The organism is Rothia sp. 27098_8_27 (genome assembly GCF_041432805.1).
Lineage (GTDB): Bacteria > Actinomycetota > Actinomycetes > Actinomycetales > Micrococcaceae > Rothia > Rothia mucilaginosa.
On record NZ_JAPWAJ010000001.1, the window covers coordinates 885,144 to 900,484 of the forward strand.

Annotated in this window: 13 protein-coding genes; 2 read left to right on the forward strand and 11 right to left on the reverse strand. The window is 62.7% G+C overall.

Annotation, left to right across the window (positions count from 1 at the left end; translation table 11 throughout):
- Nucleotides 1-2: 2 nt before the first annotated feature.
- From O3675_RS03325 to groES, 6 genes are all read right to left on the reverse strand, one after another.
- A complete protein-coding gene (locus O3675_RS03325; RefSeq protein ID WP_005505072.1) occupies nt 3-269 on the reverse strand; it encodes a type II toxin-antitoxin system Phd/YefM family antitoxin in 267 nt (88 codons plus the stop codon).
- A 239-nt stretch (nt 270-508) separates the two neighbouring features.
- The gene (guaA, locus tag O3675_RS03330) at nt 509-2,101 is read right to left on the reverse strand and encodes a glutamine-hydrolyzing GMP synthase (protein ID WP_303935959.1); all 1,593 of its coding nucleotides are present in this window, start codon (nt 2,099-2,101) and stop codon (nt 509-511) included.
- Nucleotides 2,102-2,320: 219 nt separating this feature from the next.
- On the reverse strand, nt 2,321-3,451 hold the full coding sequence (locus O3675_RS03335; RefSeq protein ID WP_005505070.1) for a GuaB3 family IMP dehydrogenase-related protein: 1,131 nt from the start codon (nt 3,449-3,451) through the stop codon (nt 2,321-2,323).
- A 145-nt stretch (nt 3,452-3,596) separates the two neighbouring features.
- Entirely contained in the window at nt 3,597-5,114 is a 1,518-nt protein-coding gene (gene guaB / locus O3675_RS03340) for an IMP dehydrogenase (RefSeq protein ID WP_371570967.1), read from the reverse strand.
- A 309-nt stretch (nt 5,115-5,423) separates the two neighbouring features.
- Nucleotides 5,424-7,010 (reverse strand): chaperonin GroEL, encoded by a 1,587-nt coding sequence (gene groL / locus O3675_RS03345; protein ID WP_049327584.1) that lies wholly within the window; start codon nt 7,008-7,010, stop codon nt 5,424-5,426.
- A 105-nt stretch (nt 7,011-7,115) separates the two neighbouring features.
- Nucleotides 7,116-7,403, reverse strand: a complete 288-nt coding sequence (gene groES / locus O3675_RS03350; RefSeq protein ID WP_005505066.1) for a co-chaperone GroES — start codon at nt 7,401-7,403, stop codon at nt 7,116-7,118.
- Between the two features lie 226 nt (nt 7,404-7,629).
- Between groES and O3675_RS03355 the strand changes: the two genes are divergently transcribed.
- Both O3675_RS03355 and O3675_RS03360 read left to right on the forward strand, forming a co-directional pair.
- Entirely contained in the window at nt 7,630-9,093 is a 1,464-nt protein-coding gene (locus O3675_RS03355; RefSeq protein WP_371570970.1) for a class I SAM-dependent methyltransferase, read from the forward strand.
- 333 nt (nt 9,094-9,426) lie between these two features.
- Entirely contained in the window at nt 9,427-10,575 is a 1,149-nt protein-coding gene (locus O3675_RS03360; RefSeq protein ID WP_371570972.1) for a glutamate--cysteine ligase, read from the forward strand.
- 164 nt (nt 10,576-10,739) lie between these two features.
- Here O3675_RS03360 and tsaD read toward each other — a convergent pair whose 3' ends face one another.
- The 5 genes from tsaD to alr form a co-directional block, all read right to left on the reverse strand.
- On the reverse strand, nt 10,740-11,840 hold the full coding sequence (gene tsaD, locus O3675_RS03365) for a tRNA (adenosine(37)-N6)-threonylcarbamoyltransferase complex transferase subunit TsaD (RefSeq protein ID WP_005508428.1): 1,101 nt from the start codon (nt 11,838-11,840) through the stop codon (nt 10,740-10,742).
- A 157-nt stretch (nt 11,841-11,997) separates the two neighbouring features.
- A complete protein-coding gene (rimI, locus tag O3675_RS03370; RefSeq protein ID WP_371570975.1) occupies nt 11,998-12,522 on the reverse strand; it encodes a ribosomal protein S18-alanine N-acetyltransferase in 525 nt (174 codons plus the stop codon).
- Nucleotides 12,523-13,374, reverse strand: coding sequence for a tRNA (adenosine(37)-N6)-threonylcarbamoyltransferase complex dimerization subunit type 1 TsaB (gene tsaB, locus O3675_RS03375; RefSeq protein WP_044145751.1), 852 nt, complete (start codon nt 13,372-13,374; stop codon nt 12,523-12,525). It lies immediately after the preceding gene.
- Nucleotides 13,375-13,397: 23 nt separating this feature from the next.
- Complete coding sequence (tsaE, locus tag O3675_RS03380; RefSeq protein ID WP_005505058.1) at nt 13,398-14,003, reverse strand: tRNA (adenosine(37)-N6)-threonylcarbamoyltransferase complex ATPase subunit type 1 TsaE; 606 nt, start codon at nt 14,001-14,003, stop codon at nt 13,398-13,400.
- On the reverse strand, nt 14,003-15,316 hold the full coding sequence (gene alr / locus O3675_RS03385) for an alanine racemase (RefSeq protein ID WP_371570979.1): 1,314 nt from the start codon (nt 15,314-15,316) through the stop codon (nt 14,003-14,005). Before alr ends, tsaE begins: the two co-directional genes overlap by 1 nt.
- Between the last annotated feature and the right edge of the window lie 25 nt (nt 15,317-15,341).

A 15,341-nucleotide genomic window follows, 5' to 3' on the forward strand; every position in this document is an offset into this window, starting at 1 on the left:
CCCTAGAACTCTACGACGGGGCGCTGATGAGTGGAACGTTCAGCCACAGGAAAATCTTCAGGTAGGTCTACATCCCCAGCAGGTTGAGGGTAGTTAGCGAAGAAGTCATAGAGAGAAGACTCATCCTGCTGGCTACGCGAATACTCTTCGTAGGTCATGAGGACATACGTAGGTTCACCACGCTTAGTGATAATAACGGGTGATTGCTGGGCCTGCTTCTGGGCCTTGGCGAGATTCTGGTTGAACTCGCGGCTCGTCATAACGGTCATAATTTCCCCCTTGTTGCTCACGACATGAAAACATAAATAATGTAACTACGTAGCTACATTATATTTTCCATCTGGTACTAGGACAACCCCCCCTCTATCTTTCAACCCGCTATTTTCGCGTTAGGAAGATGCAAAAGAAGCCGCCCGGCGCATCCACATTCGGATGCACCGGGCGGCTCCTTCACAGGCTCCCAGCTACAAAGCTAGGTAGCCCAAGCGGGATTACTCCCACGCGGGGATTACTCCCACTCAATGGTTCCCGGGGGCTTGGAGGTAACGTCCAGCACCACTCGGTTAACGTCCTTGACCTCGTTCGTAATACGGTTCGAGATCTTAGCCAGCAGGTCGTATGGCAGGCGCGACCAGTCAGCGGTCATTGCGTCTTCCGAAGAGACCGGGCGCAGAACAATCGGGTGGCCATAGGTACGGCCGTCACCCTGAACGCCCACGGAGCGAACGCCAGCCAGCAGAACCACGGGGCACTGCCAGATGTGCTCGTCCTGACCTGCTGCGGTCAGCTCTTCACGCACGATAGCGTCAGCGGCACGCAGGGTGTCCAGGTTCTCGCGGTTAACCTCGCCGACAATGCGGATGCCCAGGCCGGGGCCGGGGAACGGCTGACGTGCCACGATCTTCTCGGGAACGCCGAGCTCACGACCGATAGCGCGAACCTCGTCTTTGAACAGGGTGCGCAGCGGCTCAACCAGTTCGAAGGTCAGGTCGTCGGGAAGGCCGCCCACGTTGTGGTGGCTCTTAATGTTTGCGGTGCCGTCGCCGCCGCCGGACTCGACAACGTCCGGGTACAGGGTGCCCTGGACCAGGAACTTGATGTCTGCGCCCTCTTCGCCAGCTTCGGCAATCAGCTTGCGCTGTGCCTCTTCGAAGGAGCGGATGAACTCGCGGCCGATAGCCTTACGCTTCGCCTCGGGCTCGGTGATGCCATCGAGAGCGGAGAGGAAACGCTTCGACTCGTCGATGGTGATGACCTTAATGCCCATGGATGCTGCGTAGTCCTGCTCGACCTGTTCGCGCTCGCCTTCACGGAGCAGACCGTGGTCGATGAAGAAGCAGGTGAGCTGGTCGCCGACAGCCTTGTGCACGAGTGCTGCTGCCACGGAGGAGTCAACGCCGCCGGAGAGCGCGCAGATGACGCGGTCGCTACCGACCTGCTCGCGGATCTTTGCGACCTGCTCTTCGATGATGTTGTTGGTGGACCAGGTGGGCTTCAGGCCTGCCACATTGTAGAGGAAGTTCTCCAGGGCGACCTGGCCGTAGTCGGAGTGCTTCACCTCGGGGTGCCACTGCACGCCGCCGAGCTTACGGGACTCGTCCACGAATGCTGCCACGGATGCGCCGGGGGTCTTTGCCAGCACCTCGAAGCCTTCGGGGGCTTCGGTCACGGAGTCACCGTGAGACATCCACACGTTCTGGGTGGTGGGGGTGCCGGTGAGGAAGGAGGAGTTCTCAGCGCAGACCACAGCGTCGGTTGCGCCGTATTCGCGCAGACCGGTCTGGGCGACGGTGCCGCCGAGGGTCTGGGCCATCACCTGGAAGCCGTAACAGATACCGAAGATCGGCACGCCAGCTTCGAAGAGGGCCTTGTCGCCCTTGGGTGCGCCATCGGCGTAGACCGAGGAGGGGCCACCGGAGAGCACGATGGCTGCCGGGTTCTTGGCGAGCATCTTCTCGGTGCTCATGGAGTGGGGGACGATTTCGGAGTAGATGCCGGCTTCACGCACGCGACGAGCGATGAGCTGCGCGTACTGTGCACCGTAATCTACCACCAGGACGGGACGCTCTTCGAGCTGGTCCAGGTTCACAGAGTTGGTCACGAAAATTACCTCAACGTGTTGGTACTAATCCGCGCACTTGCGCGGGGATATATCTATTTTACGCTATCGCTGTACGCCGCCGACGGTACGTAGCCGCTCCCCCATCCGGAGGTGCCGCTACATGCTCTAACGGGGGTAGAGCGTGCGTATAGAAAGCACCGCCCGGCGACCGGCAGATCACAACCTGCCAACCGCCAAGCGGTGATTCATGAAGCTACATTAGCCGCGGTACGCAGGAACCACGGTCAGGTCAGCCTTCTGGAACTTCTTCAGGTCCAGGTAACCGCAGTTAGCCATTGCGCGCTTGAGCGCACCGACAATGTTGCTGGTGCCGTTCACGTGGTGCGAAGGACCGTACAGGACCTCCTCCAGGGAGCCGACAACACCCAGCGGGGTGCGCACGCCGCGCGGGAAGTCCAGCGAGTGCGCCTCATTGCCCCAGTACCAGCCCTGGCCGGGAGCCTCGGATGCGCGAGCCAGCGGAGCGCCCAGCATGACAGCGTCAGCGCCCAGTGCAAGCGCCTTCACCATGTCGCCGGAGCGGCCCAGGGAGCCGTCAGCGATCACGTGTACGTAGCGGCCGCCGGACTCATCCAGATAGTCCGAACGTGCCGCAGCCACGTCGGCGATAGCGGTTGCCATGGGTGCGGAGATGCCCAGGCCCTGGCGGGTGGTCTGTGCAGAACCGCCGCCGAAGCCCACCAGCACGCCGGCTGCGCCGGTACGCATCAGGTGCTTAGCCTGCGAGTAGCCAGCAACGCCACCAACAATGACCGGAACGTCCAGCTCGTAGATGAACTTCTTCAGGTTCAGCGGCTCGTGCGAGGTGGAAATGTGCTCGGCAGAGACGGACGCGCCACGGATGACGAACAGCTCAACACCTGCCTTCACCACGGTCTCGTAGTGCTCCTGGGTATTCTGCGGGCTCAGGGAGCCTGCAACGACCACGCCGGAGTCACGAATCTCTTCCAAGCGTGCAGTAATCAGTTCCGGCTTAATCGGCTCGGAGTAAATCTGCTGCATGCGGGTGGTTGCGGAGGCGGGGTCCGCCTCGGGCAGCTCAACAATCTCGTCGAGCAGCGGCTGCGGGTCCTCGTAGCGGGTCCACAGGCCCTCGAGGTTCAGCACGCCCAGGCCACCCAGCTTACCCAGTGCAATGGCGGTCGCCGGGGACATGACCGAGTCCATGGGCGCACCAATGATGGGGGTGTCGAACTTGAAGGCGTCAATCTGCCAGGAGGTGTCGACGTCGCGGCGGTCGCGGGTACGGCGGGTGGGAACCAGCGCCACATCGTCCAGGGAGTAGGTGGGGCGGGCGTTCTTGGAGAGGCCAATCTGAATTTCAGACATGGGGTGAATCCTTTCGAATTCGGTTTGAGGGGTGCCGCTGGGCGTTATTCGCGCCGATGCCCGCCCGATACCTGAACGGGTATGGGGCGGGCTCAACGGCGCATGGTGTGCACACCATGCGGCGAATCATCGTTGGTGAGGCGTTTTAGCGGCGGTAGTTCGGTGCCTCAACGGTCATCATGATGTCGTGCGGGTGCGATTCCTTCAGACCTGCGGGGGTGATGCGCACGAACTGACCCTTGTACTTGAGTTCCTCGATGGTGCGGGAACCGACGTAGAACATGGTCTGGCGCAGGCCGCCTTCGAGCTGGTGAATCACTGCGGAGAGCGGGCCGCGGAAGGGAACCTGACCCTCAATACCCTCGGGGATCAGCTTCTCTTCGCTGGAGACGTCAGCCTGGAAGTAGCGGTCCTTGGAGAAGGACTTGTGGCGGCCGCGGGTCTGCATTGCGCCCAGCGAACCCATGCCGCGGTATGCCTTGTACTGCTTACCGTTCATGAAGATCAGCTCACCGGGGGACTCGGTGGTACCAGCCAGCAGGGAGCCGAGCATCACGGAGTCAGCGCCTGCAACCAGTGCCTTGCCGATCTCGCCGGAGTGCTGCATACCGCCGTCAGCGATCAGCGGCACGCCTGCCGGGATTGCTGCCTTAGCGGACTCGTTGATAGCGGTCACCTGGGGAACGCCAACACCGGCGATAATGCGGGTGGTGCAGATGGAGCCGGGACCAACGCCGACCTTCACGCCGTCAGCGCCGGCGTCGATGATTGCCTGTGCGCCCAGGCGGGTTGCAGCCTGGCCACCGATGACGTCCACGTGTGCTGCGGCGGGGTCCTTCTTCAGGCGGGCAATCATGTCGAGCACGCCCTGGGAGTGGCCGTTTGCGGTGTCCACGAACAGTGCATCGACGCCTGCCTCGACCAGGGTCATTGCGCGCTCGTAGCCGTCGCCGAAGAATCCGATAGCGGCGCCGGCACGCAGGCGGCCGTCCTCGTCCTTGGTGGCGTTGGGGTACTGCTCAGTCTTGACGAAGTCCTTGAGGGTAATCAGACCGGCGAGCTTGCCTGCGTCGTCGATTAGGGGCAGACGCTCAATCTTGTTGTTGGACAGCAGTGCGAATGCTTCGTCCTTGGTGACGCTGGGGTGCGCGGTGACCAGCGGCATGGGGGTCATGATGTCGCGGACGCGAATACCCTCGTAGTCGGAGCGGGAGATGTAGCGGATATCGCGGTTGGTGATGATACCTTCCAGCACGCCCTCTTCGCTGACGACGGGCAGACCGGAGACCTTGTAGTAGCCGCAGACCTCGTCGTATTCGGCGATGGTTGCGTCAGCACCGATGGTGACGGGGTTAATGATCATGCCGGACTCGGAGCGCTTAACGCGGTCCACGTGTGCAGCCTGGTCCTCGATGGAGAGGTTGCGGTGAATAACGCCCATACCGCCCAGACGTGCCATAGCGATTGCCATAGCGGAGTCGGTCACGGTGTCCATTGCGGCGGAAATGATGGGGGTGTTCAGGGTGATGCGCTTGGACAGGCGGGTGGAGGTGTCCGCATCGGAGGGGATGACGTCGGTGTTGCCGGGCAGCAACAGCACGTCATCGTAGGTCAGGCCGGTGAAGCCGAAGGGATCCTCGGACAGAGCGGTGGGAATGGTCATTGTCTACCTTTCGGATGCTGGCTTCATCGGTGAGAAGCTCAGCCTATACGTTGCGTATGTCAAGATGCGGTACGACCCGTCTGCTCGCACCCCACAAGGTGGTTTGAGCGCAAACGGGAACAGCTTACCTTCTATAGTAAACCGCTAAAGGTTTCTTTGCTGAGAAGCACTCATAGTAAGCGCCCCTCAGCGGGAGGCTGTCGGCAGGTTCTAGCGCCCCCACGAACGCGAGCGCATCCGAGCCTACCGACAGCGAGTGCCCGGTACCGCCTCCATAGTGGAGGGGGCGGCACCGGGCACACACACTATTTAGTCTTCTTCAGTTTCTTCGGGCTTCTCAACCACCAGGGTCTCGGTGGTCAGCACCAGAGCCGCGATGGAGGACGCGTTCTGCAGAGCCGAACGGGTCACCTTCACCGGGTCAATCACACCGGCTTCGATGAGGTCCACGTACTCGCCGGTCTTGGCGTTGAAGCCGTGACCCACGGGCAGTTCGGAGACCTTGGAGACGATGACGTAGCCGTCTTCGCCAGCGTTCTCAGCGATCCAGCGCAGCGGCTGAACCAGAGCGCGGCGAACAATCTGTACACCAACGTTTGCGTCGTGGTTACCCAGGTCCATGCCGTCCAATGCCTTCAGCGCGTGAACCAGTGCGGAACCGCCACCGGAGACGATGCCCTCTTCCAGAGCGGCACGGGTGGAGGACACAGCGTCCTCGATGCGGTGCTTGCGTTCCTTCGCCTCAACCTCAGTTGCGGCACCGACCTTGATGACGCCCACGCCGCCGGCGAGCTTAGCCAGGCGTTCCTTGAGCTTCTCGCGGTCCCATTCGGAATCCACGCGCTCAATTTCGCGGCGCAGCTGCTGCACGCGGTCCTCGATTGCCTCGGGGTCGCCGCCGCCGTCCACGATGGTGGTGTGGGACTTGGTGACGGTCACGCGGCGTGCCGAGCCCAGGTGCTCCAGGGTGACCTGCGGCAGGTCAATACCGAGCTCGCCGGTCACGACGGTGCCGCCGGTCAGAATTGCCAGGTCCTGCATGATTGCCTTGCGGCGGTCACCGAAACCGGGAGCCTTCAGAGCGACCACGTTGATGGTGCCGCGCAGCTTGTTCACGACCAGTGCGGAGAGCGCCTCGCCGTCAACGTCTTCTGCGATGATGGTCAGCGGCTTCTTCGCCTGAACGATCTTCTCGAGCACGGGCATGATTTCTGCGATGGTGGAAATCTTGCCCTGGTACAGCAGCACGAGGCTGTTCTCCAGCACTGCTTCGCCGCGCTCAGCGTCGGTGACGAAGGAGGGCGATAGGTAGCCCTTGTCGAACTGCATACCTTCGGTGATGTCCAGTTCGATTTCGGTGGAGGAGCCGTCTTCAATGGTGATGACGCCGTCCTGGCCGACCTTCTCGAAGGCGCGAGCCAGCAGCTCACCGATCTGCTCGGACTGCGCGGAGATAGCGGCAACGTGCGCCACCTCGGGGCCCTGCACGGGGCGTGCGTTCTCGAGCAGTCGTGCGGAGACAGCCTCCACAGCAGCCTCGATGCCGCGCTTGACGTCGGCAGGTGCCGCGCCGCTGGTGACATTGCGCAGGCCCTCGTTGACCAGTGCCTGTGCGAGCACGGTTGCGGTGGTGGTGCCGTCACCGGCTACGTCGTTGGTCTTGGTGGCGACTTCCTTCGCCAGCTGGGCGCCCAGGTTCTCGTACGGGTCGTCCAGTTCAATTTCACGGGCAATGGACACGCCGTCGTTGGTGATGACGGGTGCGCCCCACTGCTTGTCGAGCACAACGTTGCGCCCGCGCGGGCCGAGGGTTACCTTGACCGCGTTTGCCAGCTTATCGACGCCAGCCTGCAGGGACTTGCGGGCGGCATCGTTGAATTCAAGCTGCTTTGCCATGTGTTCGCTACTCCTAGTGCGTCACAGAAAGGAAAATTTGAGGGGCAGATGATAGCTCATGCGCCGTACCGGATGAGCGGTACGGCGCATGAGCATCTGAAAGTATTAGTCGACGATTGCCAGAACGTCGCGTGCGGAGAGAATCAGGTACTCTTCGCCCTGGTACTTGACCTCGGTGCCACCGTAGCGGGAGAACACGACAACGTCGCCTTCCTTGATGTCTACGGGAATGCGGTTGCCCTTCTCATCCACGCGGCCCGGGCCAACGGCGACAACGCGTGCTTCCTGCGGCTTTTCCTTCGCAGTTTCGGGGATGACCAGACCGGATGCGGTGGTCTGCTCAGCCTGCTCGATCTTGATAACGACGCGGTCTTCCAGGGGCTTGATAGCCATAATCGGTTCCTCCGGGTTGTGGATTTACGTTTGATGCGAGACAGCGGCGCAGTGGTGCGCCCGATGACTGTCTCGAGTGCTACCTCAACTCTAGTTTCACCTGTGCTTTCGGTCAAGAAAAGCGCCCCTCTGCCGGGGTGTTTCACCGCAAGGCGAACGCTGAGCAAAAAGCTGGGCAAATCAGGCTCCCCACCTGCCAAAACCGGCACCCCGTAAAATGAGGAGCATGCCTATTCCCGCATCCCCTTTTACTCCCGCCGCCGAGCTTCCGTTCAGTACCGAAGCGCTCGCGGCAGCCGATGAGCTCTACCCGCTGGGCTCAGATACGCTCAGCGCCGTTACATCTTTGCGTTCGCGAGGTTTTAGCCCCGAGGAGTCTACACAGATTATTTCGCTGGCGCAGGCTCGTACCCGTGCGCGCGCCAAATTCGGCGAGCGCGCCCGCACGCTCATGCTCACTCAGGAGGCTGCAGAGCAGGCGACCCGCCCGGTGATTGCCCACTATCGTGCTCAGCGCCTGCGCCCGGTTGCCGGCACGGTGGCTGATTTGGGTTGCGGTATTGCGTCGGATTCTGCCGTGTATGCGGCGGAGCGCGGTGCCGTGGTTGCGGTGGAGTTGGACCCGTTGACGGCTTCTTTTGCAGCGAAGAACCTTGAGTTTTGCCCGCAGGCGCGCGTGTATTCGGGGGATGTGACCGATTATGTGCACGGTGAGCTTCTGGACGCTGCCGGTGAGCCGGTGGGCATTGTGTGGATGGACCCGGCACGCCGCGAGTTGCGCGGTGCTAAGAAGGCTCAGACGGAGCGCCTTTTTGATCCGGAGGCGTTCTCTCCTCCGTTCTCGTTCGTGCTGAATCTGGCACGTACGGGCGTGCCGATGGGCGTGAAGCTGGGTCCCGGTTTTCCGCATGAGGGCATCCCCTCGCCCGAAGATATTGCGTCGGAGGCAAACCCCAACCCGCGTGTTGAGGCGGAGTGGATCCAGTCGGAGGGTTCCCTCGCCGAGTTGGTGCTCTGGTTTAACGCGCTAGCTCAGGAGGGGGTGGCTCGCACGGCAACCTCTGTGCATGAAACCCCTGCGCGCGAGCTGCCTGCGGAAAAAGTCGACCTCGGTGAAAGCTCCCATGAAGGCTCCAACGACGCCCGTTCCCTGCTGCCTCCCTACGAGGCGGTGAGCTTCCGTAGCCCCCTGACGGCGGAAGATGCACAGCAGAGCGTTGAAGTTCCGGCGTCCTTGCCGCAGCCGGGTGAATACCTGTTGGAGCCCGCCCCGGCGATTGTGCGCTCGCACCTGGTCGCTGAGTTTGCGCAGAGTATTGGCGCGCATCTGCTGGATGAGCACCTGGCGTACCTGTGTTCTGCCGAGCCGGTGGAGCATCCGCTGGTTGCCTGTTACGAGGTGCTGGAGGAGGTTCCCCTGCAGGAGAAGCAGCTGAAGCGTTGGGTGCGTGAGCAGGGCTTTACGGCGCTGACGATTAAGAAGCGTGGCGTGGACATTGTTCCGGAACAGTTGCGTGCGCGTCTGCTGGGTTCTGCGGGTTCTAAGCCTTCCAAGAAGAAACAGAAAAAGAACGCTAATTCTTCTTCGGATGCCCAGGAGCCCTCATACCGTCCGGCAACGCTGGTCTTTACCCGCATCGGTTCGGGTAGGGATTCACGCCGCGTCGGCTGGCATGTGCGCCCGCTCTAACCTCGCCAGCCCCGGCCGCCCATCCCTAACTACCCAGCACTGACGACCCAGTCCCGACTGCCCAGCCCCGAGGACGGGTTACCGTTCGTGACGATTCGTGACGTTTCCCGTTCCGGATTCTGCACTCGACAGGGCACCGAGCACCGCAAGACCGTACACTAGATACGGTGCCGGATAAAGATACTGTGCCTAATAAAGATGCGCGGCCTAGTAGAGGCACTCCCCAAGGATCCAGCTCTCACCGGCTAGCGCACAGCCGGGCAGAGCCCACCGATAATAACTTCCATAGTCGGCACCATGCACGACCCTATTTCCAGACGCAGGAAAGGCAATATGATCGACTTTGCTACCTCCCCGCAGTCCACTCTCGGCGTGGAATGGGAGATTGCGCTCATCGACCGTGAAAGCGGTGCACTGACCCAGCGCGCCAGCGAGGTGCTATCCATCCTGCGCGAGCGCCGCCCCGAACTGCTTGAGCCCGCCTCCGACCGGGCGCATGTGACCGGCGAATTCCTGGAGAACACCGTCGAGGTGGTGACCGGCATCTGCCGCACCGTCGCTGAGGCGTGCCGTCAGCTACAGGATTTGACGGATACCCTGCGCGACATCACCGATGACCTGGGCATTGAGTTCTACCCCGCCGGCACTCACCCCTTCTCCCACTGGGCTGACCAGCCGGTCGTGGCGAAGGAACGCTACCAGCGTGTGGTCGAGCGCGCCCAGTATTGGGGCCGCCACATGGTCATTTACGGTGTGCACGTGCACGTGGGCGTTGACTCCCGCGATAAGGTTCTGCCGCTTATTGACGCGCTGACCAACTACGGGCCGCACCTGCTGGCGCTTTCGTGCTCTTCCCCCTACTGGGATGGAGTCGATACCGGTTACGCTTCGCACCGCACCCAGCTTTACCAGCAGCTGCCCACGAACGGTCTGCCCTTCCACTTTGACACCTGGGAGCAGTACAGCGAGTACTTGGAGTCGCTCGTGGCGACCGACGTGATTAACGATCCGAGCGAGGACCGTTGGGATGTTCGCCCGGTTCCGCGTTACGGCACCATCGAGATGCGCTATTGCGATGGCCTCGCCTCCCTGCCGGATGTTGCGGCAATCGTGGCGTTCACGCAGTGCCTGGTGGAGTACTTCTCCCGCCAGATTGAGGCGGGTGAAAGCGTTGAGGTGCTCGCCCCCTGGCACGCGCAGGAGAATAAGTGGCGCGTTGCCCGCTACGGCCTGGAGGCTAAGATCGTGGTCTCTAACGAGCCGGTGCAGCGTACCCTGCGTGAAGATTTTGAGCTGCTTCTGCCCAAGCTGGAGCCGGTGGCACGCGACCTTGACTGCGAGGTAGAGCTGGCGCAGGTACGCCGCATCCTCGCCGAGGGTACGGGTGCGGATCGTCAGCGTGCGGTCTTTGAGAAGACCGGCTCTCTGCGTGAGGTGGCGCTGGATGTTGCCGCGCAGTCTCGTGCGCGAGCGCTGCATTAGAGCCGCCCCCCCCCCGCAGCTAAAATTTGAATACAGAAAATGCCTCGGCGCAGTCCTTTGTGAGACTGTGCCGAGGCATTTCTATAAGCATTTTCAAGGCGAGCCGCATCAACGGGCGCGCGCTAATAATCCCTGCGGAAGTAGCTATTTCAGAGGTAGCCCGTTTAGAAACAGACCGTGGTCACCGGCAGCGAGGAGTCCGTCGTGAAGTCCACGCCCGAGGGCTCACGACCGGCAGCGACCAGGCGGGCACCCAGCGCCGCAACCATCGCGCCGTTATCGGTGCACAGGGTGAACTTCGGGATAATCAGGCGCACCCCTTCGGAGGCGCATCGGGCGGCAAGCAGCTCACGCAGGCGCGAGTTAGCCGCCACGCCGCCACCGAGCAGCAGGGTCTTCATACCCTGCTCACGGCAGGCAAGCATCGCCTTCTTGGTGATGACGTCCACGACCGCCTCTTGGAAGGACGCGGCGATATCGGCAACCGGGACCTCTTCACCGGCCGCTTCAAAGCTTTCAATCACGCGCGCCACGGCGGTCTTCAGGCCGGAGAAGGAGAAATCGTAGCGGTGCGCACCGGGCTCCTCGGCGGTGCCCATGAACTTGCGGTTCGACAGGCCGCGCGGGAACACGAAGGCGTTGCGGTTACCCTCGGCGGCGGCGCGGTCAATCGCGGGGCCACCCGGGTAGTCCAGGCCGAGCAGTCGGGCGACCTTGTCGTAGGCCTCGCCCGCGGCATCGTCGAGGGTCGCGCCGAGCAGGCGCACATCGGAGGTAATATCGCGCACCTGCAGGATTTCGGTATGACCGCCAGAGACCAGCAGCGCACCCAGGCCACCGGATCCGGCATTCGCCAGCAGGTCGGAGCCGTCTTCGGTGCCGTTGTCCTCCAGCAGGCCAACGCCAACGTGGGCGACCAGGTGGTTAATGCCGTAGAGGGGCTTGCCGGTGGCAATAGCGAGCGCCTTCGCCGCGGAGACACCCACCATGAGTGCGCCCGCCAGGCCGGGGCCAGCGGTGACGGCGATAGCGTCCACCTGATCGAGGGTGATGTCCGCTTCGGCGAGTGCCGCCTTGAGGGCGGGGATCATGGCGTCCAGGTGAGCGCGGGAGGCGATTTCGGGGATCACGCCGCCGAAGCGCACGTGCTCTTCCATGGAGGAGGAGATGGTGTTGCTGAGCAGCTGTGCACCGCGCACAATGCCGATACCGGTCTCATCGCAGGAGGATTCGATGCCCAGAACGAGGGGTTCGCGAGTGCTCATAGTCTATCTTTCTGTTGCGCTGTCTGCGCGTAGTGCTTCTAGTTGCAGTGATGTAAGGATGCTGTTGCGTAGGAATGCCGCGGCATAGAGGGCGAGTGTAGAGGGCGGCGGATGCTCGCCCCTATCGCGTGGATTGCCGTTTAGCCCAACGGAGTATTTAGAACGTGCATTCCATAATGATGGCGTCGGTTCCGTCATCGTAGTAGCCGCGGCGTACGTGAATCGCACGGTAGCCATTGCGTTCGTAGAGGCGCTGGGCGCGCGGGTTGTCGGCACGCACCTCCAACAGGATGCGCTCGGCCCCCTGCTCGCGGGCACGCTCGTGCATCTGCTCAAGCATGGCGCGACCGAAGCCGTGGCCCTCATATTCGGGGAGCACGCCGATGGTTTGAACGTCGGCAGTGTCGGCTACGACCATGGTTCCGCAGTAGCCGATAGCGCGCCAGCCGCCCTCGTTATCTTCCGAACCTTCTGCTGGCAATTCGAGCATGTAGTAGGTGCGGGTCGGGTGGGTCAGCTCTTCGAGGAACATGTCGATGTGCCAGGCGTCGGCGGGGAACAGGGTGGTTTCCATGCGGTGCATTGCCTGCGCATCGGCAAGTTCAGCAACGCGCAGGCGGGCGCCCAGTGCCAGATTATTCAGCGCCAGGTCGTCTCGCACGATATTGTCGGTAGCGCTCATTTAGCTCTCCTTCTGCGCGGCAGCCTGTACAACGGCCTGCGCGGCCTGCTTCTGCTGGCGGGCGAGCATTGCGGCGGGGACCTTTGCATCCGAGTCGCGCAGGTACTGGGCGGAGGTGTCCTCGCTCAGGTTCTCTACGCCCAGACGCGCCGCGGCGGCAACCAGATACTCGGCGTGGGGGTGAACCCCGCGGGCAGATTCGACGATGGTCCAGCCGTGCTCTTCGAGAGCCTCGGCGTACAGGCCAGCACCGTAGCCGTAGGCATAGGAGGGAGCCCCACCGGGCAGAATTTCGGAGGCGGGGCATACGTTCGGGCCGTCCACCAGGCTGTAGCCTTCGGCGTTCACGCGGTAGCGGGCGGAGTAGACTTCGCGGCGGCGCGCGTCGGAGAGTACAAGTAGCTCAGCACCTTCTACAAACTCAGCACTTTCAGCAGAGGCGAACGCTCGTTCTACGTTCTCTTCCCCGGCTGTATCTCCAGCTGCGCCCCCGGCAGCTTCACCGGCAACCACGCCAGACACAGCACGCTCAGCCAGGGCGGTCAGGCTCATCATGCCGTACACCGGCACCGACCAGGCAAAACCCAGAGCGCGCGCAGTAACGATACCGGCGCGAAGACCCGTAAAAGGTCCCGGACCTGTACCGGTCAGAATCGCATCCAAATCTTCGCCGCGCACGCCAGCGTCCTGCAGGGCCGCCTGCGCGTAGGGGCCCATCACCTCGGCGTGGGAGCGGGTATCTTCACTCTCGTAGCGGGCAAGGATTTCGAAGGACGCACCGGCTTCGGAGCCGTGCACACGGGCGAGCGCCACAGATGCGGTGGCGGATGAATCAAGGGCAAGTACTAGCACCCTATCATTCTAACGCGCGGGCTCTAGGCGCTCTGCAGGGCCTCTTTCAGTGCGTCGAAAGCGTGCTCCCAGCGGGGGCCGAAGGCGCGCACCCGTAGCAGGCGAGGTTCGGGGGTGTCTGCTTCCTCGTCGCTTTCGTCCTCGTCTTCGTCGTCCCAGCTGAACTCTTCGGCTCCCGAGTAGGCGAAGCGTGCATCCGCGCCGGTCAGGCGGGTGAAGTCTAACTCCAGGCGGGAATCGCTCAGGTGCTCAGCCTTATCGCGGCCCCACTCGATGACGGTCACCGAGCGCGGCAGGGAGAACTCAAGATCCAGGTCGTCAAGCTCTTCGGCGCTGGAGAGGCGATAGGCGTCCACGTGCACCAGGTCGGGCCCGCCGGGGCGGGAGCCATCCGGCAGGTTCGGGTGCACACGCGAGAGCACGAAGGTCGGTGAGATAACGCCTTCGCGCACGCCCAGGCCTTCACCCAGGGAGCGGGTGAACGTAGTCTTGCCCGCACCGAGCTCGCCCGAGAGCAACAGTACGTCCCCGGCGTTCAGGTGCTGTGCCAGGGTGAGCGCCAGGCGGCGGGTATGGTCGGGGCCGGTCACATCCAGGTCGAGTGCGGCAGAAATGTACTCAGCGCTCATTAGCCCTCCTGCTCCTGCCCGGTACCCCACAGCTCGTTCAGCTCAGCTTCAACCCAGGAGCCGCCAATGTAGAGGCGCTCCACGCGGGACGAAATGCGGGTCACGATTTCGTAGTTAATGGTCTGCGCGGCATCCGCCCACTCTTCCACGGGCGGGTTCTCACCGGCACCAAAAAGGATAGCGGGCGCCCCCAGGTATCCCAGGGCGGGGTCGCTCAGACCGGGTTCGCCCAGGTCAACGACCATCTGATCCATGGCGACGCGGCCAACCACGCGGTAGGTCTTACCTTCCGTATTGTTAGGCACGGAGCCGTTCTCCGCGTTCTGCGCGCCCGGGTTGATGCGCACCGGCGCGTTCTCCGCAATGCGCGGCACGCCGTCAGCGTAGCCGAGCGGCACCAGCGCCAGGGTGGTTGCCTTGGGAGTGTGGTAGCGCAGACCGTAGGAAACACCCTGACCTGCAGGAACTTCCTTCACGGCGGCAATGTAGCTGCTCACCGTCATGACGGGCTTCAACCCCAGGTCTTCAGCGGTCACCTCCGGCAGCGGGGAAAGACCGTACAGCGCGAGGCCGCAACGCACGCCGTCACCGAGCAGACGCTCCTCCGTGTCCCAGCCCTCCAGCGAGGCGGTCAGGGTCGCCGGGGAGTTCGCCAGATGCACCATCTTCGGGGCAAGGCCAGCCTCACGAGCCTGAGCCACAAAAGTATCCAAGGTGTCGAGCTGCTGAGCAGTCTCGGCGCGGGTCGGCTCATCAGCAACCGCCAGGTGGCTAAAAATACCCTCAACCGTAATCAGCCCAGACTCCTCCAGACAGGCGGCTCGAGCCACCAGCGCGGGCCAATCCGCCGCGGTGGCACCGTTACGACCCAGACCGGTATCAGCCTTCAGATGCACGATAGCGCGCTCGCCGGTGCGTTCAGCGGCGGCGGCTACCGCCTCCAGGTCCCAACCGGAAACACCCAGGCGGATCTTCTCCTGCAGCGCCGCCTCAAAATCGGTGGAGGGAGTGTGCAGCCACGCCATGAGCGGCGCATCAATACCGTCAGCACGCAGTTCCAGCGCCTCGTTCACGTGCACCACACCCAACAGGTCAGCACCGGCGGCAATAGCCGAACGAGCCACCGGGTACGCGCCGTGACCGTACGCGTCCGCCTTAATCACCGCAATGAGCGCGCGGTCGCCAATAAGTTCCTTGAGGCGGCGCACATTATGTTCTAGCGCATCAAGGTCAATGGTGGCGCTTCGCTCTGCCTCTGCCGGGGTGCAGGGCGGGCAGTAGAGCGGTTCGGCAGGCTGCTGAGGGTGAGTCATGGTCCTTCACGGTCCTTCTGACGGG